The 23,805-nt window shown below is 68.0% G+C and carries 16 protein-coding genes, 1 tRNA gene and 11 pseudogenes; 17 read left to right on the top strand and 11 right to left on the bottom strand.

Annotated elements, in window-relative coordinates:
- Positions 1 to 77: 77 nt before the first annotated feature.
- From rpoB to rpsT, 3 genes and pseudogenes are all read right to left on the bottom strand, one after another.
- Positions 78 to 3,366 (bottom strand): annotated as a pseudogene (gene rpoB / locus AAF143_RS17335) (DNA-directed RNA polymerase subunit beta).
- 212 nt (positions 3,367 to 3,578) lie between these two features.
- Positions 3,579 to 4,411: pseudogene (locus AAF143_RS17340) on the bottom strand (TatD family hydrolase).
- Between the two features lie 4 nt (positions 4,412 to 4,415).
- Positions 4,416 to 4,721: a 30S ribosomal protein S20 gene (gene rpsT, locus AAF143_RS17345; RefSeq protein WP_255008775.1), complete on the bottom strand. Its 306-nt coding sequence runs from the start codon at positions 4,719 to 4,721 to the stop codon at positions 4,416 to 4,418.
- 149 nt (positions 4,722 to 4,870) lie between these two features.
- Between rpsT and hisD the strand changes: the two are divergent.
- Positions 4,871 to 6,150 (top strand): annotated as a pseudogene (gene hisD / locus AAF143_RS17350) (histidinol dehydrogenase).
- 20 nt (positions 6,151 to 6,170) lie between these two features.
- On the opposite strand, the pseudogene rpiA reads toward hisD, so the two are convergent.
- From rpiA to AAF143_RS17365, 3 genes and pseudogenes are all read right to left on the bottom strand, one after another.
- Positions 6,171 to 6,694, bottom strand: a pseudogene (rpiA, locus tag AAF143_RS17355) (ribose 5-phosphate isomerase A).
- Positions 6,695 to 6,736: 42 nt separating this feature from the next.
- The gene (locus AAF143_RS17360) at positions 6,737 to 6,883 is read right to left on the bottom strand and encodes a hypothetical protein (RefSeq protein ID WP_414027439.1); all 147 of its coding nucleotides are present in this window, start codon (positions 6,881 to 6,883) and stop codon (positions 6,737 to 6,739) included.
- 51 nt (positions 6,884 to 6,934) lie between these two features.
- Entirely contained in the window at positions 6,935 to 8,098 is a 1,164-nt protein-coding gene (locus tag AAF143_RS17365; protein ID WP_255008772.1) for a trypsin-like peptidase domain-containing protein, read from the bottom strand.
- 81 nt (positions 8,099 to 8,179) lie between these two features.
- On the opposite strand from AAF143_RS17365, the gene AAF143_RS17370 reads away from it, so the two are divergent.
- The 8 genes and pseudogenes from AAF143_RS17370 to AAF143_RS17405 all read left to right on the top strand — a co-directional run bounded on the left by AAF143_RS17370 (position 8,180) and on the right by AAF143_RS17405 (position 15,241).
- Positions 8,180 to 9,031, top strand: coding sequence for a hypothetical protein (locus tag AAF143_RS17370; protein WP_414027440.1), 852 nt, complete (start codon positions 8,180 to 8,182; stop codon positions 9,029 to 9,031).
- A 44-nt stretch (positions 9,032 to 9,075) separates the two neighbouring features.
- Positions 9,076 to 10,487: pseudogene (gene nusA, locus AAF143_RS17375) on the top strand (transcription termination factor NusA).
- Complete coding sequence (locus AAF143_RS17380; protein WP_255008768.1) at positions 10,484 to 10,762, top strand: YlxR family protein; 279 nt, start codon at positions 10,484 to 10,486, stop codon at positions 10,760 to 10,762. The pseudogene nusA and the gene AAF143_RS17380 overlap by 4 nt, the downstream one beginning before the upstream one ends.
- Positions 10,763 to 10,825: 63 nt before the next feature.
- Positions 10,826 to 11,158, top strand: a complete 333-nt coding sequence (locus AAF143_RS17385) for a translation initiation factor IF-2 N-terminal domain-containing protein (RefSeq protein ID WP_414027529.1) — start codon at positions 10,826 to 10,828, stop codon at positions 11,156 to 11,158.
- Positions 11,056 to 11,877: a hypothetical protein gene (locus tag AAF143_RS17390; RefSeq protein ID WP_414027545.1), complete on the top strand. Its 822-nt coding sequence runs from the start codon at positions 11,056 to 11,058 to the stop codon at positions 11,875 to 11,877. Before AAF143_RS17385 ends, AAF143_RS17390 begins: the two co-directional genes overlap by 103 nt.
- A 491-nt stretch (positions 11,878 to 12,368) precedes the next feature.
- Positions 12,369 to 12,476, top strand: a pseudogene (locus AAF143_RS17395) (translation initiation factor IF-2 N-terminal domain-containing protein); the annotation flags it as partial.
- 278 nt (positions 12,477 to 12,754) lie between these two features.
- A complete protein-coding gene (gene infB / locus AAF143_RS17400; protein WP_414027441.1) occupies positions 12,755 to 14,146 on the top strand; it encodes a translation initiation factor IF-2 in 1,392 nt (463 codons plus the stop codon).
- Positions 14,147 to 14,167: 21 nt separating this feature from the next.
- Positions 14,168 to 15,241 carry a low-complexity tail membrane protein gene (locus tag AAF143_RS17405; protein WP_414027530.1) on the top strand — a complete coding sequence of 358 codons (1,074 nt, stop codon included), beginning with the start codon at positions 14,168 to 14,170 and terminating at the stop codon, positions 15,239 to 15,241.
- Here AAF143_RS17405 and AAF143_RS17410 read toward each other — a convergent pair.
- Positions 15,176 to 15,355, bottom strand: a pseudogene (locus tag AAF143_RS17410) (photosystem II assembly family protein); the annotation flags it as partial. The gene AAF143_RS17405 and the pseudogene AAF143_RS17410 sit on opposite strands and share 66 nt — an antisense overlap.
- Positions 15,356 to 15,403: 48 nt before the next feature.
- On the opposite strand from AAF143_RS17410, the gene AAF143_RS17415 reads away from it, so the two are divergent.
- Positions 15,404 to 15,475 (top strand) — tRNA-Thr (locus AAF143_RS17415).
- 231 nt (positions 15,476 to 15,706) lie between these two features.
- Here the strand turns inward: AAF143_RS17415 and psbA are convergent.
- Both psbA and AAF143_RS17425 read right to left on the bottom strand, forming a co-directional pair.
- A complete protein-coding gene (gene psbA, locus AAF143_RS17420) occupies positions 15,707 to 16,648 on the bottom strand; it encodes a photosystem II q(b) protein (RefSeq protein ID WP_414027531.1) in 942 nt (313 codons plus the stop codon).
- Positions 16,591 to 16,785, bottom strand: a pseudogene (locus AAF143_RS17425) (hypothetical protein); the annotation flags it as partial. The gene psbA and the pseudogene AAF143_RS17425, both read right to left, overlap by 58 nt.
- 247 nt (positions 16,786 to 17,032) lie before the next feature.
- On the opposite strand from AAF143_RS17425, the gene AAF143_RS17430 reads away from it, so the two are divergent.
- The 3 genes from AAF143_RS17430 to AAF143_RS17440 are packed head-to-tail and all read left to right on the top strand — an operon-like array spanning position 17,033 to position 17,928.
- Positions 17,033 to 17,155: a hypothetical protein gene (locus AAF143_RS17430; RefSeq protein WP_414027442.1), complete on the top strand. Its 123-nt coding sequence runs from the start codon at positions 17,033 to 17,035 to the stop codon at positions 17,153 to 17,155.
- Positions 17,156 to 17,207: 52 nt separating this feature from the next.
- Positions 17,208 to 17,531, top strand: coding sequence for a hypothetical protein (locus AAF143_RS17435; protein WP_255010822.1), 324 nt, complete (start codon positions 17,208 to 17,210; stop codon positions 17,529 to 17,531).
- Positions 17,532 to 17,577: 46 nt separating this feature from the next.
- Entirely contained in the window at positions 17,578 to 17,928 is a 351-nt protein-coding gene (locus AAF143_RS17440; protein ID WP_255010824.1) for a hypothetical protein, read from the top strand.
- Between the two features lies 1 nt (position 17,929).
- Here the strand turns inward: AAF143_RS17440 and AAF143_RS17445 are convergent.
- Positions 17,930 to 18,876, bottom strand: a pseudogene (locus tag AAF143_RS17445) (aspartoacylase).
- A gap of 69 nt (positions 18,877 to 18,945) precedes the next feature.
- Between AAF143_RS17445 and AAF143_RS17450 the strand changes: the two are divergent.
- The 4 genes and pseudogenes from AAF143_RS17450 to AAF143_RS17465 all read left to right on the top strand — a co-directional run bounded on the left by AAF143_RS17450 (position 18,946) and on the right by AAF143_RS17465 (position 22,793).
- Positions 18,946 to 19,914 (top strand): glutathione S-transferase C-terminal domain-containing protein, encoded by a 969-nt coding sequence (locus AAF143_RS17450; RefSeq protein ID WP_414027443.1) that lies wholly within the window; start codon positions 18,946 to 18,948, stop codon positions 19,912 to 19,914.
- Positions 19,911 to 20,543, top strand: a complete 633-nt coding sequence (locus AAF143_RS17455) for a DUF2301 domain-containing membrane protein (protein ID WP_255010829.1) — start codon at positions 19,911 to 19,913, stop codon at positions 20,541 to 20,543. The genes AAF143_RS17450 and AAF143_RS17455 overlap by 4 nt, the downstream gene beginning before the upstream one ends.
- Positions 20,540 to 22,467, top strand: a pseudogene (locus tag AAF143_RS17460) (ABC-F family ATP-binding cassette domain-containing protein). The gene AAF143_RS17455 and the pseudogene AAF143_RS17460 overlap by 4 nt, the downstream one beginning before the upstream one ends.
- Positions 22,468 to 22,574: 107 nt before the next feature.
- Entirely contained in the window at positions 22,575 to 22,793 is a 219-nt protein-coding gene (locus AAF143_RS17465) for a Calvin cycle protein CP12 (RefSeq protein ID WP_255010832.1), read from the top strand.
- On the opposite strand, the pseudogene obgE reads toward AAF143_RS17465, so the two are convergent.
- A pseudogene (obgE, locus tag AAF143_RS17470) lies at positions 22,781 to 23,805 on the bottom strand (GTPase ObgE). The gene AAF143_RS17465 and the pseudogene obgE sit on opposite strands and share 13 nt — an antisense overlap.

Consider the following 23,805-nt stretch of genomic DNA (forward strand, 5'->3'; position numbering starts at 1 on the left):
GAGAGCGCGCGGAGGTAGGACTTACTCAGTGGGATCCAGGGGAAGGGCGCCGGGCACCCTCCCCGATCGATCAGGGATCAGTCGTCATCGAAATCGGCGACACCGAGCGATTCGTAGGTGGGGCGGTTGGGCGTGCTGCGGCGAGGATTGACGTCCTGCATCAGATCGACTTCCTCCCCAGCATCGGTGTAGACGGCGATGTCGAGGCCGAGCGACTGCAGCTCGCGCATCAGCACCTTGAACGACTCCGGGGTGCCGGGGCGGGGGATGGGCTTGCCCTTGACGATCGCGTTGAGCGCTTCGTTGCGGCCCTGCATGTCGTCGGATTTGACGGTGAGCAGTTCCTGCAGGGTGTAGGCGGCGCCGTAGGCCTCCAGGGCCCAGACCTCCATCTCTCCGAGCCTCTGGCCGCCCTGCTGGGCCTTGCCGCCCAGGGGCTGCTGGGTGACCAGGGAGTAGGGGCCGGTGGAGCGGGCGTGGATCTTGTCGTCGACCAGGTGCACCAGCTTGAGGATGTGGGCGTAGCCCACGGTGACCGGCTGATCGAAGGGTTCGCCGGTGCGTCCATCGACCAGCTGGATCTTGCCAGGATTGTCGGGGTTGTAGACCCAGTCTTTTCCAGGCTGATCGCGGGCCGCTTCAAGGAACGCCTGCACGGTTTCCTTGGATTTTTCGGCGCCGTGCATCTCATCGAAGGGCACCACCTTCACCCGGGCATTGAGGTGAGAGGCGGCCCAGCCCATCAGGCACTCGAACACCTGTCCCACGTTCATCCGGCTGGGAACGCCCAGTGGATTGAGCACGATGTCGATCGGAGTGCCATCGGGCAGGTAGGGCATGTCTTCGCGGGGAAGAATGCGGCTGATGATGCCCTTGTTGCCGTGGCGACCGGCCATCTTGTCGCCCACCTGGATCTTGCGCCGCTGGGCCACGTAGACCCGCACCACCATGTTGGCGCCGGGCGGTAGTTCATCGCCCTGCTCGCGGGTGTAGATGCGTACATCGACGACCCGGCCGCGCTCGGTGCTCGGCACCCGCAGGGAGTTGTCACGCACGTCGCGAGCCTTCTCACCGAAGATGGCGCGGAGCAGCTTCTCCTCGGGGGCTGGTCGGATTCGCCCTTGGGGGTCACCTTGCCCACGAGGATGTCTCCCGACTCCACGAAGGCGCCGATGCGGATGATGCCCATCTCATCGAGGTGACCCAGGCTCTCCTCGGCCACGTTGGGAATTTCCCGGGTGATCTCCTCGGGGCCAAGCTTGGTCTGACGGGCCTCGATCTCGTACTTCTCGATGTGCACCGAGGTGTAGAGGTCGTCCTGGACGAGCCGCTCGCTCACCAGGATCGCGTCCTCGTAGTTGTAACCCTCCCAGGGCATGTAGGCGATGAGGACGTTCTGGCCAAGGGCGATTTCACCGCCCTCACAGGCGGATCCATCGGCCAGCACCTGACCGGCGATCACCGGATCGCCCTGCCGGACGATCGGGCGCTGGTTCAAACAGGTGTCCTGGTTGGAGCGCTGGTATTTTTGCAGGTGGTGGATGTGGTCCAACCCCTGCTCATCGCGGATCACGATGGCGGTGGCATCCACGAACGTGACCGTGCCGTTGACCGTCGTGATCGGCACCATGCCTGAGTCACGGGCGACCTGGGTTTCCAGGCCCGTGCCCACCAGGGGCCGCTCGGGGCGCAGCAGCGGCACCGCCTGGCGCTGCATGTTCGACCCCATCAGGGCGCGGTTGGCGTCGTCGTGCTCAAGGAAGGGGATCAAAGAGGTGGCCACCGAGATCACCTGCACCGGCGAGAGCTGGACGTAGTCCACCTGCTCGGGGGGCACTTTCTCGAAGTCCTGGCGGTAGCGCACGGGCACCAGCTCGGCCGTGATCCGGCTGGTGGAGTCGGTGGGGACATCACCCGGTGCGACGCGGCACTCGTCCTCGAGGTCGGCGGAAAGGTAGATGGGATCGCCCTGCTTGATGACGATGCCGTCTTCGACGCGCCAGAAGGGGGTTTCGATGAAGCCGTACTCGTTCACCCGGGCATGGGTGGCGAGCGAACCGATCAGACCGGCGTTGGGGCCCTCAGGCGTTTCGATCGGGCAGATGCGGCCGTAGTGGGAGGGATGGATGTCGCGCACGGCGAAACCAGCCCGCTCCCGGGTGAGCCCCCTGGGCCGAGGGCGCTGATGCGGCGCTTGTGGGTCAGCTCGGCCAGGGGATTGGTCTGGTCCATGAACTGGCTGAGCTGGCTGGAGCCGAAGAACTCCTTGATCGCCGCCACCAGGGGTTTGGGGTTGACCAGTTGGGCCGGGGTGAGCGATTCGGTCTCACCGACGGTCATCCGCTCCTTGATGATCCGCTCCAGGCGGTTGAGGCCCACCCGCACCTGGTTCTGAAGCAGTTCGCCCACCGAGCGCACGCGGCGGTTGCCCAGGTGGTCGATGTCATCGAGGCTGGCGCCGCCGACATCGAGTTCCAGGTTGATCAGATAGTCGATCGTCGAGAGCACGTCCTCGGCGGTGAGGGTGCGCACCGCGTCGGGGATGGTGAGACGGAGCTTCTTGTTGATCTTGTAGCGGCCCACCCGACCGAGGTCGTAGCGCTTGGGATCGAAGAAGCGGCTGTGCAGCAGCTGCTGGCCGCCACTCACCGAGGGCGGTTCGCCCGGACGCAGCTTCTTGTAGAGCTCCAGCAGGGCCTGTTCCTCAGAAGAGATGCCCTCGTCGTTGGCGGCCTCAATCGACTTGCGGTAGTACTCGGGGTGCCGCAGCTTGTCGAGCACGTCGTTGTCCGACAGGCCGATGGCCCGCATCAGCACATGGGCGTTGATCTTTCGTGTTTTGTCGACCCGCACGTGCAGCAGGTCGTTCTTGTCGGTCTCGAACTTGAGCCAGGCGCCCCGGTTGGGGATCAGGCTGGCGTTGAAGGTCTTGCGGCCGTTCTTATCTTGGTCGTCCTTGAAATAGACCCCAGGGCTGCGCACGATCTGGTTCACGATCACGCGCTCGGCACCGTTGATGATGAAGGTGCCGCGCTCGGTCATCAGGGGCAGTTCGCCGATGAACACCTCCTGCTCTTTGATCTCACCGGTTTCCTTGTTGACAAGGCGGCAGGTGACATACATCTGGGAAGCAAAGGTGGCATCACGCCGCTTGGCATCTTCCACATCGTGGCGAGGACGCTTGAGGCGGTACTCGCTGCCGATGAAGTGCAGCTCGAGCTTGCCGGTGTAATCGGTGATGGGCGAGAAGCTCTCAAGCTCCTCGATCAGCCCCTTCTCCAGGAACCATTTGAAGCTTGCCCGCTGCACCTCGACCAGATCGGGGAGGTACGTAGCGGTCTTGGCGACCTGGATCGCGCTACTCATGCGGGGTCCTGCAGGAACGGGTTCAAAGGGGTTTTGGCCTGGAGCTCCCACGCGAACAGCCGCCCCCGGTCAGGGACGGCTGCTGCGCGGCGATGCCTAGAGAGCTCGGATCAAGACTGCCGACGACGACAAGGCACCGGTGATGGTGGTGGACGCATTCGGGAGGCAGGAGCACGATCGGATATCGATTTTGCTGCCAGGCCAATAAATCATCATACACTGGCCCCAGGCAGGCTGAAGAGCTTCTGTGCGTTTGCCGTGCTGGTGCGGGCCACCAGATCGAGGCTTTCGCCGCGCAATTCAGCCATCCGCGCCGCCACGGAAGCCACAAAGGCCGGCTCGTTGCGTTTGCCCCGCCGCGGCACCGGAGCCAGGAAAGGGCAATCGGTCTCGATCAGATAGCGCTCCGCGGGCACCAGGCGGGCGCAGGCGTGGGTGACCTCCGCCCGGGGGAAGGTGACCGTGCCGCTGAAGCTGATGGACAGGCCCAGCTCCAGGAAGCCCTCCATCTCTTCGGGAGTGCCGCCCCAGCAATGCATCACACCCCGAGGGCAGCGGCCGTCCGTGCGCCTGCGGCGCAACAGCTCAAGCATGGCCTCGGCCGCGTCGCGGCAGTGGATGATCACCGGCAGATCGAGCTCCACGGCCAGATCCAACTGGGGGACAAGCACCGCCAGCTGCTGCTCGAGGTTGGTCTCGCGATAAAGATCCAGCCCCAGCTCACCGATGGCGACCACCCGTGGGTCATCGAGGGCGGCCTGGCGCAGCACCTGCGCGGTGTCGGCCTGCCAGTGCTGGGTGTCGAGGGGTGAACCCCCACGGAATAACGGAGTTCCGCAAAGCGATCCGCCAGGGCCCGGATCGCTGGGATTTCCGCCGGCTCGACACAGGCATGCAGCAAGGCCGTTACCCCAGCCTCCCGCCAGCGCTGGGCCACCGCCTCGAGGTCATCGTCGAATTGACGAAAGACAATGTGGCAATGGCTGTCGACGAGCACCGGTGGGGCCAGCTGAGCCTGGGGATGTTCGCCCAACTGGGCCACCATGGGCTCAGGCCTGGGCACCGGCAGGCTCAATGGCCCGCTTGACCACCGCGCTCAGGCGGGATTTGTGGTTAGCCCCGGTGTTGCGGTGGAGCACGCCGATCTTGACCGCCTTGTCGATCTTGCTGAAGGCGGCATTGAGGCTGGTCTGCACGGCCTCCTTGGCGGCGCCGCCTGGCTCCTGGGTGTAAGCGCCCGCGGCGGTGATCGTGCGCTTGATCAGCGTGCGCACGGCGGATTTGTAGGTGCGGTTCTGAAGCCGGTTGCGCTCGGCGATCAGGATGCGCTTCTTCGAGGAGGTGTTATTGGCCACAGGCGGTTTGGCGCTGACGATGCAATTAGACACCTTACCGCCCCCTCCCCCTTCCCATGTGGATCTAGCCTTGAACCTGCCCATTCGCTGAGGGGACCGTGGCCGCCAGCTCCCTGATCCCTTCCGCCGCCTCAGCCGGCCCCCTGGCCATCGCTCGCCTCGACGATCAGGAGGCCGCCGCGACGCGGCTCGTGGCGATCGCCCAGCGCACCAGCGGCAGCCAGAGCCAGGAGGCGGCGCGCCGGGTCGACGCGATTCTCGAGCAGGTGCGGGCGGGCGGCGACGCCGCTCTGCAGGAGCTCAGCGAGCGTTTCGATGGGATCCGGCCCGACCCCCTGCGCATTCCTGCCGAGACGATCCAGCGGGCCTGGGAGGCCTGCCCGGAGGATCTCCAATCCGCCCTGGGCCTGGCCCACCGGCGCATCCTCGATTTCCACCAGCGCCAGAAACCCCAGGACCTGGATGTGAAGGGCGTGCACGGGGAGCGGCTGGGGCGCCGCTGGCGACCGGTGGAGCGGGCGGGGATCTACGTGCCCGGGGGCGTGCCTCGTACCCCAGCACCGTGCTGATGAATGCCGTTCCCGCCAGGGTGGCTGGGGTCAAGCGGCTGGTGATGGTGACCCCACCCGGGCCTGAAGGCCGGGTCAACGGCACCGTGCTGGCGGCAGCCCACCTGGCCGGCGTCGAGGAGATCTACCGGGTGGGGGCCCAGGCGATCGCCGCCCTGGCCTACGGCACCGAATCGGTGCCCAGGGTTGATGTGATCAGCGGCCCCGGCAACCTCTACGTCACCCTGGCCAAAAAGGCCGTCTACGGCACGGTGGGGATCGATTCCCTGGCCGGCCCCAGCGAGGTGCTGGTGATCGCCGACCAGAGCGCCCGCGCCGACCAGGTGGCCGCCGATCTGCTGGCCCAGGCGGAGCACGATCCCCTGGCGGCGGCCATCCTGCTCACCACCAGCAGAGATCTGGCCGAGGCCGTGCCTCGGGCGCTCGCTGAGCAGCTGGAGGGCCATCCCCGCGCCGAGCTCTGCCGGGCCGCCCTCAACGACTGGGGGCTGATTGTGCTCTGCCCCTCGCTGGAGGCGGCGGCCCAGCTCAGCGACCGCTTCGCCCCGGAACATCTCGAACTGCTGGTGGAGCGCCCCGAACCCCTGGCGGGACGCATCCAGCACGCCGGCGCCATCTTCCTGGGGGCCTGGAGCCCGGAAGCTGTGGGTGACTATCTGGCCGGCCCCAACCACACGTTGCCCACCTCAGGGACGGCCCGCTTCGCCGGGGCCCTGAGTGTGGAAACCTTCCTGCGCCACACCAGTCTGATCCAGTTCAATCGTCAGGCCCTGGAGGCCACCGGCGGTGCCGTGATCGCCCTGGCTGAAAGCGAGGGGCTCCACAGCCACGCCGACTCCGTGCGCCGTCGGCTCGACTGAAGGCCCTTGCGGGCGGGGCCTCAGCGGCGGACCAGATCCCGTACCCCGGGCACGCCGTCGACCAGATCGCCCACCAGCACCTGGTCGGTGAGGTTCACGAACAGGCCGTTCTCCAGCACACCGGGCAGGTTGTTGATCGTGGCCTCCAGGGCCAGGGGATCAGCGATGCCGCCGGCGAAGCGCACGTCGAGCACCAGGTTGCCCTGGTCGGTGACCACAGGACCCGCCTTGCGCACGGCCATGCGCAGTTCGGCGTTGCCCCCCAGCTCAGCTAGCTCAGCCTGCACCTGACGCCAGGCGCCGGGCAGCACCTCCACCGGCAGCAGGAACGCCAGGTTGAGGCGCTCCACCAGCTTGGAGGCATCGACCACCACCACGAAGCGCTCGGCCCGGCGGGCCACCAACTTCTCCTGCACATGGCAGGCGCCGCCCCCTTGATCAGCTGGAAGGCCGGGTCCACTTCGTCGGCCCCGTCGATGGCCAGGTCGATGCGCTCGATCGCGTTGAGGCTCTTGAGCGGGATGCCCAGCTCGGCCGCCAGCACCTCCCCTGAAACGAGGTGGTCACGCCGGTGATGTCGCTCAGCTCACCCCGCTGCAGCTTCTGCCCCCAGCTCCTTGATCATCAGCGCGGCGGTGGAGCCGGAACCCAGCCCCAGCACCATGCCGTCCTGGATCTGCTCCACGGCCGCGCGGGCCACCGCCGCCTTCATGCGGTCCTGGAGATCAGACATCACGGCGTTTCCGGAGGGCCGTGACCGTAGCAAGGGGGCCAGGAAGAAGCCTCAGCCGGCCTGGGGCAGCGCCGCCGGCCGGATCGAAAGCTTCAGTTCGGTTTCGCCTCGGATCACCGTCAGGGGCAGTCCCACCCCCACCTTCGACGCCTCCACCGCCAGCAGCAGGGCGGCTGGATCGCCGATCGGCCGATCGGCCACCGCCACCACCAGATCCCCGCGGCGCAGCCCCGCCGCCTCGGCCGGGCTGTCCTGCAGCACCCTCTGCACCAGCGCCCCATCCCGCTCCGGCAACCGCAGCAGCGCATTGGGGTCGTCGTTGTTGGAGCGGGCCCGGCGGACCGTGAGCGGCACCAGCTGCAGCCCCAGGTAGGGATGCACCACGGCGCTACCGGTGCTGAGCTGCTGGGCCACCCCCTTGGCCAGGTTGATCGGGATCGCGAAACCCAGGCCAGCGCCTGGACCGGCCCGCACCAGGGTGTTGATGCCGATCACCTCGCCGGAGGCATTGATCAACGGACCACCGGAATTGCCCGGATTGATGGCGGCGTCGGTCTGGATCAGTTCGAGCCGCTTGTCGGAAAAGCCCAGGCTGTTGATGTTGCGGTGCAGGCTGCTGACGATGCCCAGGGTGACCGTGCGCTCCAATCCGTAGGGGTTGCCCAGGGCGATGGCCCAATCGCCCACGTCGAGGGCTTCGGAATCACCGAGGGGCGCCGCCTGCAGGCCCTCCAATTCGGGGATGCGCACCACCGCCAGATCGGTGACGGCATCAGCGCCCAACACCGTGCCATCGAGCTGACGCCCGTCGGCAAGGGTCACCTGCACGGCCTCGGCCCGGTCCACCACGTGGGCATTGGTGAGCACCAGTCCATGGGCGTCGATCACGACGCCGGAGCCCTGGCCCAGCTCCCGGGCACCGCCGGAGGGATCACCGAAGAAATCCCGCAGCAGCGGGTCGCTGAAGCCCGGATCGAAGCTGGCCTGGGGCACCTTGCGTTCGGTGTCGATACGGACCACCGCCGGACCCACCTGGCGCACGGCCGCGGCCACGAAGCTGTGGCCACTGGGGAGAGGGTCGGGAATCGCGCTGACCGCAGCGGCGTTCAGTTCGCTGGCGGCGGCTGGACGCACCAGGGGGCCAACCAGCAGCTGAATCAGCAACAGGCTCAACAGCAGGGTCCGGCCACAGGCCAGTGAAAGTTCGTTGCGCATGACAGGACGCTAGGCAAAGGTCACCTTCGGCCGCCAGCGCCGGTGGATGGCTCTAAGTTGCCGCAACCCGACCACATCCCCATGGCCGTGATTCCCCCCGGCGAACGCATGCGCTGCAGCCTCTGCCAAGTGGAGATTCTGGGCATGGTGGGCCGGAACGACCGGGTGCTGTTCAGCCTGGGGCCGCCGGCCACTCGGGCCAAGCTCTGGGCTCGGGTCTGCCAATTCCTGAAGTCTCCCGAGCAATGTGGCCAGTGCCTCAACCAGAATCCCGCCCTGCGGGGGAGGTGGCCGACAGCGACTACTACGCCGAGCCCCCTGCCCTCGACCTGGGCACCCCTTGATCACGTAGGTTGTCGTGGTGCCCGGCGGGCATCACCCTTTTTCGTGGACCCTGGTCCGCGCCAGGGGCAGGTCACTGCAGAAGCCGGTCGGGCCGCCCGACCCGCCCAGTCTCCACCCTTGCCCCATCCGCTCCACGACGATGTCGAAGCCCTGGTCCGCCCATTGGCGGCCGAGGTCGGGTTCGACTTGTGCGGCCTGCAGCTACAGACCCATCGGGTGCCCATGACCGTGCTGGTGCAACTGCGGCCAGCCGGTGGCGGCGACGTCAGCCTCGACGACTGCGCCCGCTTCAGCGGCCTGTTGGGCGAGGCGCTGGAAACAGCGGACCTGCTCGATGAGCCCTACGTTCTTGAGGTCAGCAGCCCCGGGGTCCCTGAGGAGCTGCGCGATGACCGGGATTTCCGCAGCTTCCGCGGCTTCCCCGTCGTCGTCACCGTCCGCGATGGTGAGGGCAGCGAACACGCCCGTGAAGGTCTGCTGCTGGAGCGCGATGAGCAGGCAGTGCACCTCAACGTCCGCGGTCGCCGCAGCCGTATCGCCCGCTCCGATGTGATCGCGGTCCACCTCAGCTCCCCAAGCGAAGGCTGACGCCCTCGCCCCAACCGTTCGACACCCCTTTCCCCCCCGACCCGATGGCGCTCGTTCTTCTCCCCGGTCTGCAGAACCTGATCGAGGACATCAGCGAAGAGAAGAAGCTGTCCAGCGATGTGGTGGAGGCCGCCCTGCGTGAGGCCCTGCTCAAGGGCTACGAGCGTTACCGGCGCACCCTCTACCTGGGCATCAGCGAGGACCCCTTCGAGGAGGACTACTTCAGCAACTTCGACGTCGCCCTTGACCTCGACGAGGAGGGCTACCGCGTGCTGGCGAGCAAGATCATCGTCGAGGAGGTGGAGAGCGAAGACCACCAGATCGCCCTGGCCGAAGTGCAGCAGGTGGCCGAGGACGCCCAGATCGGAGACACCGTGGTACTCGATGTCACCCCGGAAAAAGACGACTTCGGCCGCATGGCCGCCTCCACCACCAAGCAGGTGCTGGCCCAGAAGCTGCGGGACCAGCAGCGCCGCATGATCCAGGAGGAGTTCGCCGATCTCGAAGACCCGGTGCTCACCGCCCGGGTGATCCGATTCGAGCGCCAATCCATCATCATGGCCGTAAGTTCGGGCCTGGGCCGGCCGGAAGTGGAAGCGGAGCTTCCCCGCCGCGACCAGCTTCCCAACGACAACTACCGCGCCAACGCCACCTTCAAGGTGTTCCTCAAGGAGGTGAGCGAGGTGGCCCGCCGTGGCCCCCAGCTGTTCATCAGCCGCGCCAACGCTGGCCTGGTGGTGTATCTGTTCGAGAACGAGGTGCCCGAGATCCAGGAGGGTTCGGTGCGGATCGTGGCGGTGGCCCGCGAGGCCAATCCCCCTCCCGCTCCGTGGGCCCCCGCACCAAGGTGGCCGTCGACAGCGTCGAGCGGGAGGTGGATCCGGTCGGGGCCTGCATCGGCGCCCGTGGCTCGCGCATTCAACAGGTGGTCAACGAGCTGCGCGGCGAAAAGATCGACGTGATCCGCTGGTCCGCCGACCCTGCCCAGTACCTGGCCAACTCCCTCAGCCCAGCCCGGGTGGAGATGGTGCGTCTGGTGGATCCAGCCGGACACCACGCCCACGTGCTCGTTCCCCCCGACCAGCTCAGCCTGGCCATCGGCCGCGAAGGTCAGAACGTGCGCCTGGCGGCCCGGCTCACGGGTTGGAAGATCGACATCAAGAACGCCGCTGAATACGACCAGGGAACCGAAGACGAACGGGTGGCCGAGCTGATTGCCATGCGCGAAGAGGAGGAGGCCCTGCAGGCGGAGGCGGAAGCGCGGCTGGCGGTCGAGCAGGCGATCCGCACCGAAGAAGACGCAAGGCTGCGGGAGCTCTACCCCCTGCCAGAAGACGAGGAGGAGGGTTACGAGGCCTACGCCGACGAGGAGGTCGAGCAGGCCCCTGCCGAGGCAGGCACCGAAGCCGTCACCGAAACCGTCACGGAGCCCAGCAGCGGGGACGAGGCCCGGTGAGCGCCGTCCCCACCCTGCGGCGCTGTGTGGCCTGCCGGGAGGTGCTGGATCGCCGGCAGCTCTGGCGGGTCATCCGACTCGCCGCGGGGGGACTGGCGCTGGATGCGGGCATGGGCCGATCGGCCTATCTCTGTCCGAATGCGGCGTGCCTGGAGGAAGCCAGGCGGCGGAAACGGTTGCAACGGGCCCTGCGCTGCCAGGTTGCGGATTCCATCTACGCCAGCCTCGGCCAGCGACTCGACACCGACCCTGTCGCGGTCTCTGAGGCAAGATGATCAGTGGCCCTCCTGCGCGTGGGGCCCGGCGGCACCTGTTGCCCCGACCAATTGGAGCACTTAATGACCAGCAGCGGCAAAGTCAGGATTTACGAGCTGTCCCGGGACCTGGGCCTGGAGAACAGGGACGTGCTCGATGCCGCCGAAAAGCTTTCGATCGGCGCCCGGAGCCACAGCAGCTCCATCAGCGATGACGAGGCGGTGCGCATCCGCGACCTGATCCAGGGGGAGCGAAGTCCGCCCCGCGGGCTGGATCCGTCGGCGCCGGCGGTCCTCCCAAGGCGATCCTCTCCGTGCAAAAGGCTGCCCCGGCCCAGGCGGCCAGCGGCCCCAGCGCCATGGCGGCCCCCACCGCGCCCGTGGCACCGGTGGCGAAGCCCAAGCCGCCACTGGTGATGGCGCCCCCTTCGGCCCCAAACCAACCGGCCCGCCCGGCGGCACCGGCCCCATCAGCGGCTCCCGCCCAGAGCGCAGCGACACCGGCAGCCCCCGTCAGCCGCAAACCGGAGATCCGCAAGCCCGAGCTGCGGACCCAGGAGCCAAGGACTCAGGAGCCACGGGCTCAGGAGGTGCGCAAGCCCGAGATCCGCAAGAGCGAACCGCCGGTGGTGCGACCCGCCACCAGCCCCAAGCCCGCTCCTCCCGCCGCCAGCGCACCGATGCCCCGGCCGGCCCCCACCTCCCCGCGGCCAAGCCCGCCGTCCTCCCGCCCGCCAGCGCCCCAGCGCCCTGGCGCCCCGGCCCGCCCCACCCCCGTGGGTGCCGGCAAACCGCAGGTGGTCGGCCGCAGCCAGCCTGGTCCAACGGACGGTGCGAGCGTTGGCGGCAGCCAAGGCAGTGGCATCAGCCAGCGCCCCGCACCCCCCGCCGGCCGCCAGCCCCTGGGCCAGCGCCCCAGCGCAGCGCCCCTGCGCCCCGTGGCCTCCAGCGGCGCCCCCGCCCCGCACCGGGTCGCCCCGGTGCCCCCGGTCGGCCCCAGCCCAGCCCCCTGGAGCTGGTGGGCAAACCGATCCGCCGCGACGCGGCCGGCCCCGCCGGTGGCAGCAGAGCGGACGCCCCGATCAGGGCAGGCATGCCCCAGGGCATGCGCAAACCGGTGGCCCCTGGCGAGCTGATGCAGCTGCAGAAGCCCGGCAGCCGTCCTGTGGCCGCCCCGCCCCGTCGCCCAGGCAGTGGCGAACCTGGCTACCCCGGTGAAGCCGCTCCGCCGCGGCCCGCCGGTGTGGCTCCGGCGGCGCCGCCCAAGCGCCCCGGCTTCCGCACGCCCCAGGCCCCTGGCAAGGCCCGACGTCCCGATTGGGACGACAGCGCCAAGCTCGAGGCCCTGCGCAGCAAGTCGCCCCAGAAACTGCGCACCAAGGTGCACATCATCGGCGAGAACGACGATGCGCTCACCGCCGAAACCGGTGGCTTCGCCGGTGAGCAGGAAGCGCTCGTGCTCCAGGCCAGCCTGGCCCGACCGGCCAAACCCCGCAGCAAGGCCGCCGCCGCCGCCAAGCCCACGGTGGCGGTGCGCAAACGCAAGAAGGAAACCACACGCCAGCGCCAGCGCCGCCGGGCCATGGAACTGCGGGCGGCCCGCGAGGCCAAGGCGGTGCGGCCCGACATGCTGATCGTGCCGGAGGGCAACCTCACGGTGCAGGAGCTGGCCGACCGCCTCGGCGTCGAGAGCTCCGAGATCATCAAATCGCTGTTCTTCAAGGGCATCAGCGCCACCGTCACCCAGACCCTCGATCTCTCCACGATCGAGACCGTGGCTGAGGAATTCGGCGTGCCGGTGCTCGAAGACGACGTCCAGGAAGCCGCCAAGAAGACGGTGGAAATGATCGAGGACAGCGACCTCGCGCACCTGATCCGCCGGCCGCCGGTGGTCACGGTGATGGGTCACGTCGACCACGGCAAGACCAGCCTGCTCGATGCCATCCGCAAGACCCGCGTGGCTGCGGGGAAGCCGGTGGGATCACCCAGCACATCGGTGCCTACCAGGTGGTGGTGCCCCACGGCGGCGAACAGCGCAAGATCACCTTCCTCGACACCCCTGGCCACGAGGCGTTCACCGCCATGCGCGCCCGGGGCACCAAGGTCACCGACGTGGCTGTGCTGGTGGTGGCCGCCGACGACGGCGTTCGCCCCCAGACCCTGGAAGCGATCAGCCACGCCCGCGCCGCCGAGGTGCCGATCGTGGTGGCGATCAACAAGATCGACAAGGAGGGCGCCTCGCCCGAGCGGGTGATGCAGGAGCTCTCCGGCCTCGAGCTGGTGGCCGAAGACTGGGGTGGCAACACCGTGATGGTGCCTGTGAGCGCCCTCAAAGGGCAGAACATCGACAAGCTGCTGGAGATGATCCTGTTGGTCACCGAGGTCGAAGACCTCCAGGCCAACCCCGACCGGATGGCCAAGGGCACCGTGATCGAAGCCCACCTCGACAAGGCCAAGGGCCCGGTGGCCACGCTGCTGATCCAGAACGGCACCCTGCGGGCGGGTGACGTCCTGGCGGCCGGTCCGGTGCTCGGCAAGGTGCGGGCCATGGTCGACGACACCGGCAAACGCTTGAAGGAGGCCGGCCCCTCCTTCGCCGTGGAAGCCCTGGGCTTCAGCGAAGTGCCCACCGCCGGCGACGAGTTCGAGGTCTACCCCGACGAGAAGACCGCCCGCTCGGTGGTGGGCGAACGGGCCACGGACGCCCGGGCCACACGCCTCGCCCAGCAGATGGCCTCCCGCCGGGTGTCGCTCACCTCCATGTCCGGTCAGGTCAAAGAAGGGGACCTCAAGGAGCTCAACTTGATCCTCAAGGCCGATGTGCAGGGCAGCGTCGAGGCGATCCTTGGTTCGCTCGAGCAACTGCCCAAGGACGAGGTGCAGGTGCGGGTGCTGCTCTCCGCCCCGGGCGAGATCACCGAAACCGACGTCGATCTGGCGGCCGCCTCCGGCGCCGTGATCGTGGGCTTCAACACCTCGATGGCGCCTGGTGCCAAGCGGGCCGCCGACGCCACGGGCGTCGACGTGCGCGACTACGACGTCATCTACAAACTGCTCGAGGACATCCAGCTGGCCATGGAGGGTCTGCTGGAGCCCGAGTTGGTGGAGGAGTCCCTGGGCGAAGCCGAGGTGCGGGTCGTGTTCAACATCGGCAAGAGCGCCGTGGCCGGCTGCTACGTCACCACCGGCAAGCTGCAACGCAACGCCAAGGTGCGGGTTCACCGCGGCAAGGAGATCGTCTACCAGGGCGACCTCGACTCCCTGCGCCGCAACAAGGACGACGTCAAGGAGGTGGCCACGGGCTTCGAATGCGGCATCGGCTGCGATCGCTTCGCCAACTGGCAGGAGGGCGACCGGGTGGAGGCCTACAAGCTCGTCACCCAGCGCCGCACGCTCAGCAGCTGACGTGACCCCCGGAGCGAAGCGCTGCTCTGGATCCAGTTGCTGGGCCTGGCGGCCCTGCCCCTGGAGGTGCTGCTGCTGCTGGTCCTGCTGGCCGGGGCCGATCCTGGGCCGGTTCCCGCGCTCGAGCGTTTGCTGGTCTGGGGGCTGGGCGCCCTGCTGCCGGCGGTGCTGCTCTGGAAACGGCCTCCGGATCTGTGGTCGCTGGTGCTGGTGCAGGTGCCGCTGCGGGGACGCCGGCCCCTGCAGCAGCGGCTGAGCGCCCTGCAAGCGGGGCTGGGGCTCCAGCTCTCCAGGGCCGCGGGAGCCGCCCTGCTGCTGCCCCTCACCTGGTGGGCCGATCAGCAGGCTGGCCTCGCCACCGGCCTTTCGCCCTTCGCTGCCAGTGGCCGGCTGGTGGTGTTGCTGCTCAGCGTGCCGCTGCTGGCGCTGATGCTGTGGCAATGGCAGCAGCTGGTGCAGGCCCTGCGCCTGCTCAGCCTCGATCAGGCCCTGGTCGACGGGGCCACACCGCTGAGCCTGGCCCAGCTGGAGCAGAGCCGCCTGAGCCTGGGGCTGCCCTTGTTGCTGTTTGATCCCCTGCGCGACAAAGAACCAGCCGCTGCTGAGGGTTCCCGTGAACACCACAACGTTCAGCCGGACGCACCGGCACTGGAATCTGGATCCGAATCAGCCGACGACCCACTGGCGAGCGAAACCCAGGGGCCAAGCGCGCTCGAAGCAAGTGTCCTGGAGGCCCAGGATTCTGCTGGAGTCGAGGCCAATGCAGGCGAGGACGCTGAAATCCAGATCGCCCAAGCCGATGAGCTCTCAGCTCAGATCACCGATGGGGCCGAAGCAAGCCCAGGGACAGATCAAGAAACCGAGGGGCCGGCCAACGAGCCGGGGAAGCAAACCCCCTGGGCTAAAGCCATCGCCCACGGGCCGGGGCGAGCCAAGCGCTCAGGGACGTTCCTTCCCCTTGTCATGAGCTCGATCGCGCCAGAGGAGCAGGCCGAACAGGCCGAGGGCGCCCACCTGGATGCCCAGATCGCTGAGGGCCACCTCTCCGCCCGCGCTCGCCCTCAGCGCCATGGTGGCCAGGCCCACGGCGGCTGAAGCGCTGAAGGCCAGCCAGAGGGCACGCCGCAGGCCGCGCCAGGGGGTGCGTGCCTCCTGCAGCAGCCGCTGACGCAGCTCGGGATCCAAGGGTGCCCGGGGTCCTGGTGCCATGGCTGGGGCCTGGGGGCAGCGATCTCCGAATGCTAGTTTCAAGGCGCTGCCGGTGTAGCTCAGTGGTAGAGCAACTGATTCGTAATCAGTAGGTCGTCGGTTCAAGTCCGATCACCGGCTTTTTGGAGCCTTCCGCATCAACACAACAGCCCTACCTTCGCTGGGAAGGAATTCATCCAGGCCATCATTTCTGCAGAACAGCATCACGACCTCTTCCAGCCGTTAACCCAGGGTTTGTTTCAAGTCTGAGGGGTTGTCAGGGAGAGCGGCCGTTCAGCTCCCCTGCGGCCCATGAAAAAGCCCCTCTCTCGAGGGGGCGATGAAATCAACCGATGGAGGTCGCTAGGCGACTCAACCGATCGCCGGGGCGGTCAGCGCCACGGGGGTGGCGGTGGCGGCCGCCAGGTCAAGCGGGAAGTTGTGAGCGTTGCGCTCGTGCATCACTTCCATGCCCAGACCAGCGCGGTTCACCACATCAGCCCAGGTGTTGATCACGCGGCCTTGGCCGTCGAGGATCGACTGGTTGAAGTTGAAACCGTTCAGGTTGAAGGCCATCGTGCTCACGCCAAGGGCGGTGAACCAGATGCCGATCACGGGCCAGGCAGCCAGGAAGAAGTGCAGGCTGCGGCTGTTGTTGAACGAGGCGTACTGGAAGATCAGGCGACCGAAGTAGCCGTGGGCGGCCACGATGTTATAGGTCTCCTCTTCCTGGCCGAACTTGTAGCCGTAGTTCTGGGACTCGCTTTCGGTCGTCTCACGCACCAGCGAGCTGGTCACCAGCGAGCCGTGCATGGCCGAGAACAGGCTGCCGCCGAACACACCGGCCACGCCGAGCATGTGGAACGGGTGCATCAGGATGTTGTGCTCCGCCTGGAACACCAGCATGTAGTTGAAGGTGCCGGAGATGCCGAGGGGCATGCCGTCGGAGAAGGAACCTTGACCGAAGGGGTAGATCAGGAACACGGCGCTGGCAGCTGCCACGGGGGCGGAGTAGGCGACGCAGATCCAGGGGCGCATGCCGAGGCGGTAGGAGAGTTCCCACTCACGACCCATGTAGGCAAAGATGCCGATCAGGAAGTGGAAGACCACCAGCTGGTAGGGACCACCGTTGTAGAGCCACTCGTCGAGGCTGGCGGCTTCCCAGATGGGATAGAAGTGCAGGCCGATGGCGTTGCTGGAAGGAACGACAGCGCCGGAGATGATGTTGTTGCCGTAAAGCAGGCTGCCGGCAACGGGCTCACGGATGCCGTCGATGTCGACGGGGGAGCGGCGATGAAGGCAACGATGAAGCAGGTGGTGGCGGCCAGCAGGGTGGGGATCATCAGCACACCGAACCAACCCACGTAGAGGCGGTTGTCGGTGGAGGTGACCCACTCACAGAACTGGTTCCAAGGAGTAGCGCCGGAGCGCTGCTGGATGGTGGTGGTCATAAGAGCGAGAGGGTTGCCCCCGTAAGGGGACGGTTAGGTAGGACGGCACCCGGGCGGGCGCTGCCTGGGGAAGTGTAACAGAACATTGCGCGATGTGAGGAAAGCTTGAGGCTGGCTGGGGTTGGGGTTGGGTTGGGGCGCTCGGAGCCCCTGGTCCATGCAGCGGTGTGTATCTCCGCACCATCGGTAGCCGCTGCGACAAAGGCCCCCTTAGGTTGAGTTCAGATTTAAAGGTCTGGTTTTGGTCTTGATCTGCTGGGAACACCAGGGCGAGCGGCGTCAGGAGACGGTGCCGGTCCATCAGGCCCGTCATCGCCGGCTCGAAGTCGAACTGATGGGTGGCATCGTGTACTGGAGTGAGCGTCTGTAGCCAGCCGACGAAAGCCACTGCTAGGAGTGCCCGCATCCCCTGCACCTTGGTGATGCGTCTGCGCACAACCCTGTCGCCGGTTCGCTCGACTCTGGCCCTGGTTGGCCTCAGCCTGGCGTTGGCCTCCTGCCAACCAAGCCGTGAGGCCCAGCGCCTTCAGCAGCTGGAGCAACGGGTGCAGCAACTGGAGCAACGCCAGGCCACCCCGGAGAAAGCCGATCCGGCCGATAGCAAAGGCAAGCCCCCGGCCGGTGTGGTCAAGTCGCTGACCTTCCGCATCGGCAGCGCCGACGACCGCCTGCGCATCTACTGGGCCGATGGCAGCCGCACCGATCTGCCCTGCACCAAGGAGCAGGGCACCTGGGCCTGTGGTTGAGCCAGCCGTGGCCTGGGCTTAACACCAACAACGCTCCCAACCCCGCATGCGCCACCTACTTGCCCTCAGCGCCAGCCTCAGCCTGTTGGTGGCTGCGCCGGTAGGGGCCCAAGTCGATTTCCCCTTCAATCTGCAGCGCGCCACCAACCTCGCCCGGATGCGGGCCGAGAAGATCAATGGGGGGCTTGGGGTTTACCGAGCTGACGCCTGCATGTTCGACCGCAAGGTCGGTAACTGCCTGATTGAAGCCAATGATCAGGGCATCCTGTTCCGATTCCTGGGCGGCCCCCCGGGCTGGAGGCAGCTCAACCTCCTCCCCACGACGGAAACGGAGATGCGCATCTCCCCGGATGGCCGTGAGGTGCTCAGCGTGATCTACAACGGCAAACCGCGCTGATTCAGCCAGCCATCAGCGCGATCAGCGCCGCCGCCCAGGCGGGTTCGATCGGCCAGCGCTCCCGGCGCGTGAGGCTCAGGGCGATACCCTTCTCGCCGTAGGCCGCCTCGTTGATGAACACGGGCCATACGGGCTCATCCACCGCTCCAGGCGACGGCTGGTAGGCCACCGCGGTGCCATCCGCCGAGCTGAACATCGGATCCCCTGAACGGATCGGCACCCAGTCGCGGTGCTGACGCTCGGGGTGCAGGCAGGCCAGGGGGCACCGTCGACGCCCCGGGGCAGATCAAGGCTGCCCAGGTGCCGATGTACCGTGAGGCCCGCCGGCAGGCGCAACTCCCCGGCGCGGGCCCGCGCCAGGGCGGCCAGGGCCGACTCCAGGGCCAGTTGGCTCTGGCGGCAGATCTGGGCGGTGATCACCCCCTGGGGCACGGGCCCCACTTCGATCACCAGGCCACAGGGCCAGCGTTCGATCAGAAATCCCGTCTGGGCGGCATCGGCCTCGTGCAGGTAGATCGGCAAGCCCAGATCGGCCTGGATCGCCGCCGCCAGGGCCAGGTCCGTGGGCCGGCGTCCGTAAAGCACCAGGGCATTGCCCATGGCGGCCGTGGTGCTGTGCAGGTCCAGGGCCACGGCACAGGGGAGCTCCCCAACCGGGCCATGGAGCGCCAGCAGCTCCCGGGCCCGCCGCACCTCCCGCTCCTGGCACCCAGGGTTGGCGAGCAGCTCCGCGGCAAAGCAGCGGTTCAGGTCCCGGTCCAGGTAACGGCGGCGGGCCGCGAACGCCTCGGGGTTGCCCAGCACCAGCTCCACCTCCAGGCCCCGCCGCTCGAGCGCCTCGGGGTGGGCCTGCCAGTGGCGCAGCAGCCAGGGGGCATTGCCTTCGTTGCCGTGGGTGCCGGCGACCACCAGCACCCTGGCCGAACCCCGCCCCGTGCCTGCCGCCATCCGATCGCCGCACCTGAATCGCCACGTTGGAGCCAACCTGAATGGGCGTCAAACCCCTCGGCCCCTGCCATGCCCATCCCGCCCCTGGTGGTTTCCAGCGTGCGCCGTCTCTGGCACTGCCAGTGGCGGCAGCTGATGGGCGGCCTGGGCCCCGCCGACGCCGATGGCAACTACCGCCGCCCCGCGGGCGCCTTCGCCGCCGTTCCGGAGCTGCCCGCAGGGGCCGCTGAACCCGGACGCCACGTGCTGATCGTGGGACGCAGCTGCCCCTGGGCCCACCGCACCTGGCTGGTCTGGAGCCTGCGCAGGCTTGATACCAGCATCGAGCAGCTGGTGGTGGAGCCCGACCCCGAACGGGGCCGCTGGCGCTTCGTGGAACCGTTCGAGGGCGCCAGCGCCCTGATCGATCTCTACCGCCGCTCCGGCAGCCCCGCCGGCGCCCGCGCCACGGTGCCCGCCCTCTACGACCGCCGCCTGGGGCGGATCGTGGCCAACGAAAGCGCCGTGCTGGTCGATCTGCTCAACCACTGGCCCGGCCCCGAGGACGCCCCCAACCTGGCCCCCGCTGGGCTGAGCGACCCGATCCAGCGCTGGCGCGAGCTGTTCCAAAGCGCCGTCAACGACGGCGTCTACCGCTGCGGCTTCGCCCGCAACCAAGGGGCCTACGACCGGGCCGAGGCGGCGCTGTTCGCGGCCCTGGAGGAAGCGGAGGCAGAGCTGACCGCCCGGGGCCCCTGGCTCTGCGGCGAGCAACTCACCCTGGCCGATGTAGTGCTGTTTCCAACCCTGATCCGCATGGAGCTGGTCTACGCGCCCCTGTTCGGCCGCAGCCGCCGGCCGCTCTGGCAATTCCCAGCCCTGTCGGCCTGGCGGGCGCGGCTGTTCGCCACAGCCGGCGTGGCCGCCAGCTGCGATGCGCCCGCCTGGCGCCGGGACTACTTCGGCGCCCTGTTCCCCCTGCACCCGTCGGGCATCGTTCCGGCGGGCCCGGAGTTGGCCACACTGGTGAACGGACCACCCGTCGCCCCCCAGCCATGACCGATCCCGTCTTCGAGGGGGCCTATGGCACCTACACGATCACGGACCAGGACCGCCGCGAGGTGCTCAGCTACCGCCTCGCCCTGCTGCTGGTGGCCGTGGCCGAAGTGTCGCTGCTTGTGCAGTGGCAGATCTGGGGCGCACGGGGCCTGTGGCCCTGGCTGCTCGTGATGGCGACGGGCCTCGGACTGGCCCTGCGCTGGATTCATATCTATGTCAAACCCCTGCACCGCACCCTGCAGCTGTTCTGGCTGCTGGGCAGCCTCGGGGGCCTGGCCCTGGCCGTTCGCGTCGGCGCCGATGGGGTGGTGCCCACGCTGGCCGCCGACGGGCGCTGGATCTGGGCGGTGGGCCCCTTCTTCGCCGCCCTGGCGGGGGTGGGCTTCAAGGAGTTCTTCTGCTTCCGCCGTCCCGAGGCGATCGGCGTGACCCTGCTGCTGCCCCTGGCCCTGCTGGGCCGCCTGACGGGACTGCTGGGGGATCAGGCCACCTTCTCGCTGCTGGCCGTGCAGGCGGCGCTGCTGCTGGTGCTCACCGCGCGCAAGTTCCCGATGGCGGCGGCGGCGGATGTGGGAGACAAGAGCGTCTTTGCTTACCTGGAGCAACAACGACCCGCTTCGATCGCGTGAGCCTGATCAGCCTGGTGGGTGTCAGCAAGGATTTTGGCCTGCGCACCCTCTTCTCCGACCTCACCCTGCACATCGCGGAGCGAGAACGTCTGGGGCTGATCGGCCCGAACGGGGCCGGCAAGAGCACCCTGATGCGGATGCTGGCGGGGCAGGAGCCCCTGATCAAGGGGAGCGGCGCTGCTCTGCGCAGTGGAAGGTGGTTCTGGTGGACCAGGACCCGGAACTGGACCCCGAGCGCACGGTGCTGGAGCAGGTGGTGGCCGGCTGCGGCGAGAAGCGGGAGTTGCTGCTGCGTTTCATGGCGGTGGGCGAGGGCCTGGCGGAGCGGCCCGACGACGGGGGTTACTAGCGGAGCTGGGCGAACTCAGCGGCCGCATGGACCAGTCCGGGGCCTGGGGTCTGGAGCACCAGTGCCACGAGGTGCTCGATCACCTCGGCATCACCGACACCCAGCGCCGGGTGGGAGAACTCTCCGGCGGCTACCGCAAACGGCTGGCCCTGGCCTCGGCCCTGGTGGCCGAACCCGACGTGCTGCTGCTGGATGAACCCACCAACCACCTCGATGCCGACTGCATTGAGTGGCTGCAGGGGCGACTGGAGCGCTTCGGCGGCGCCCTGGTGCTGATCACCCACGACCGTTACTTCCTTGATCGGGTCACGCGGCGGATCGTTGAGGTGGAGCGGGGCGAGGCCCGCAGCTACGCCGGCAACTACGCCACGTACCTCAAGCTCAAGGCCGAGGAGGATGCCTCCGAAGCCGCCAGCGACGCCAAGTTCAAAGGCGCCCTGCGGCGCGAGCTGGCCTGGCTGCGCCAGGGCCCCAAGGCCCGCAGCACCAAGCAGAAGGCCCGCATCCAGCGCATCGAGGCGATGCGCGAGGCCCCGGCCCGCCAGGCCCGCGCCGCGGTCAGCCTGGCCACCGCCAGCCGCCGGATCGGCAAGCGCGCCATCGACGCCGACGACCTGGGTCTGAAGGTGGGCGAACGCGTGCTGCTGGAGGGCTTCAGCTACGACTTCTCCCCGGAAGACCGGGTCGGGATCATCGGCCCCAACGGCAGCGGCAAATCGACGCTGCTCGATGCGATCGCCGGCCGGCGCGCCCCCGATGCCGGCACGGTGGAACTGGGGGCCACCGTGAAACTGGCCTACTTCGATCAGCAGGCCGAGGCCTTCCTGGCGGGCAAGGGCGTGGCGCGCAAGGTGATCGACTTCGTGCAGGAGGCCGCCAGCTCGATCGATCTGGGGGGAGAAGGTGAGCGCCTCCCAGCTGCTGGAGCGCTTTCTGTTTCCGCCGGCCCAGCAGCACAGCCCGATCGCCAAGCTCTCCGGCGGCGAGCGCCGGCGCCTCTACCTCTGCCGGTTGCTGATCGAAGCGCCCAACGTGCTGCTGCTGGATGAGCCCACCAACGACCTGGACGTGCACACGCTCACGGTGCTCGAAGACTTCCTGGAGGATTTCCGCGGCTGTGTGGTGGTGGTCTCCCACGACCGCTATTTCCTCGATCGCACCGTCGACCGCCTGTTTGCCTTCGAAGACGGCCGGCTGCAGCGCTTCGAGGGCAATTACAGCGCCTATCTGGAGCGCCGTGCCAGCGAGGCCAAAGGGGCGGCGGTGCCCGTGGCGCCAGCGGCCCAGGAGGTGGCGACCCCGGGCGGTGCCACCCCAGGCGGTGCGCCCCGGGGTGATGAGACAGACAAACGCCCCCGACGCCGCAGTTACAAAGAAACTCGCGAGCTCGAGCAACTCGACGCCCACCTGCCGGCCTGGGAGCAGCAGCGGCTCGCCCTGGAGGCCCAGCTCTCCGGCGGCGGCGCTGGCGACTACACCGACCTGGAACGACTCACCCAGGAGCTTTCAGCACTGGTGGAGCAGATCCACCAGGGTGAGGAACGCTGGATGGAACTCAGTGAGCTGCCCGCCTGAGGGGTGCGGAAGGCCGAATCAGGGAGAGCCCACAATCGGCACCGGCTCCTGGCCACGACCCGTATGGTGGGTTCGACGTCGACCGGTGGATGAGCGCCGGAGCACCTATGAACACCATCGACGAGCACATCCTCAAGGACCTGAGCGAGCTCGAAGCCGCCAAGGCCTCAGGAGATGCCGCGAAGCTCGGCCATCTGGAAGATGAGCTCAAGCAGCTTGAGGAGTACAAGGCCCACCATCCCGACGACAGCCACGACCCCAGCCCCCTGGAGGTTTACTGCGACCTGAACCCCGACGCCCTCGAGTGCCGGGTCTACGACGACTGAGCCGCAGCCTCAGCCTCCACCAGCTTGCGTCGGTCCAGCTCCCTCCACACTCTCCCCAGCAGGGGGTCGAGGCCCTGGGCCGTCGCCGCTGACACCAGCAGCACCTCTTGCCCGCAGTGGCTGGCCACCTGTTGTTGCAGCTCCGCAACTTGATCCTCCAGCAGCAGCTCGATCTTGTTGAGCGCCACGATCCTCGGGCGCATGTCCAGACCGTGGCCATAGGCGCTCAATTCGGCCTCCACGATCGTCAGATCACGCACCACGTCCTCAGCGCTGGCATCCACCAGATGGATCAGCAGGCGCGTGCGCTCGATGTGGCGCAGGAAGTCGTGGCCCAGGCCCGCCCCCTGGGCCGCCCCGGCGATCAATCCGGGGATGTCGGCGAACACGGTGCCATCACCGCTCGGACGACGCACCACCCCCAGGTTGGGCACCAAGGTGGTGAAGGGGTAATCGGCGATCTTGGGGCGGGCGGCCGAGAGCACGCTGATCAAGGTGCTCTTGCCGGCGTTGGGGAGTCCGATGATGCCCACCTCCGCCAGCAACTTCAGCTCAAGCTGCAGGTTCCAGCCCTCCCCTCCCTGCCCTCGGTGAACTTCTCCGGCGCCCGGTTGCGGTTGCTGAGGTAGTGAGCGTTGCCGAGGCCACCACGGCCACCGGCCGCCACCAGCAGCTGCTGGCCGTGCTCGGTGAGGTCGCCCAGCAGGATGTTGGTGGCCAGATCACGCACCTCCGTGCCACAGGGCACCTGGATGATCAGGGTCTGGCCGCTGGCGCCGGTGGCACGGTTGGGACCGCCGCGGCGGCCCTCGGGAGCCACGAACTGACGCTTGTATTTGAAGTCGAGCAGGGTCTGGAGGTTGCTATCGGCCTGCAGCACGATGCCCCCCCGGCCTCCGTCGCCCCCTGATGGGCCGCCGGCGGGCACGTACTTCTCACGGCGAAAGGTGACGATGCCATCTCCTCCGCGGCCGGCCTGCACGGCGATGCGTGCCTGATCAATGAACTGCAA

This window comes from Cyanobium sp. ATX-6F1 (assembly GCF_047395825.1).
In the GTDB taxonomy this organism is placed as follows: Bacteria; Cyanobacteriota; Cyanobacteriia; order PCC-6307; family Cyanobiaceae; genus ATX-6F1.

What these genes read in the sequence shown, in the direction of transcription:
- AAF143_RS17360 (WP_414027439.1), bottom strand. Translation starts at nt 6,883, where the DNA reads ATGTCTGATCTCCAGGACCGCATGAAGGCGGCGGTGGCCCGCGCGGCC.
- AAF143_RS17365 (WP_255008772.1), bottom strand. Translation starts at nt 8,098, where the DNA reads ATGCGCAACGAACTTTCACTGGCCTGTGGCCGGACCCTGCTGTTGAGC.
- AAF143_RS17370 (WP_414027440.1), top strand. Translation starts at nt 8,180, where the DNA reads ATGGCCGTGATTCCCCCCGGCGAACGCATGCGCTGCAGCCTCTGCCAA.
- AAF143_RS17385 (WP_414027529.1), top strand. Translation starts at nt 10,826, where the DNA reads ATGACCAGCAGCGGCAAAGTCAGGATTTACGAGCTGTCCCGGGACCTG.
- AAF143_RS17435 (WP_255010822.1), top strand. Translation starts at nt 17,208, where the DNA reads ATGCGTCTGCGCACAACCCTGTCGCCGGTTCGCTCGACTCTGGCCCTG.
- AAF143_RS17440 (WP_255010824.1), top strand. Translation starts at nt 17,578, where the DNA reads ATGCGCCACCTACTTGCCCTCAGCGCCAGCCTCAGCCTGTTGGTGGCT.
- AAF143_RS17450 (WP_414027443.1), top strand. Translation starts at nt 18,946, where the DNA reads ATGCCCATCCCGCCCCTGGTGGTTTCCAGCGTGCGCCGTCTCTGGCAC.
- AAF143_RS17455 (WP_255010829.1), top strand. Translation starts at nt 19,911, where the DNA reads ATGACCGATCCCGTCTTCGAGGGGGCCTATGGCACCTACACGATCACG.
- AAF143_RS17465 (WP_255010832.1), top strand. Translation starts at nt 22,575, where the DNA reads ATGAACACCATCGACGAGCACATCCTCAAGGACCTGAGCGAGCTCGAA.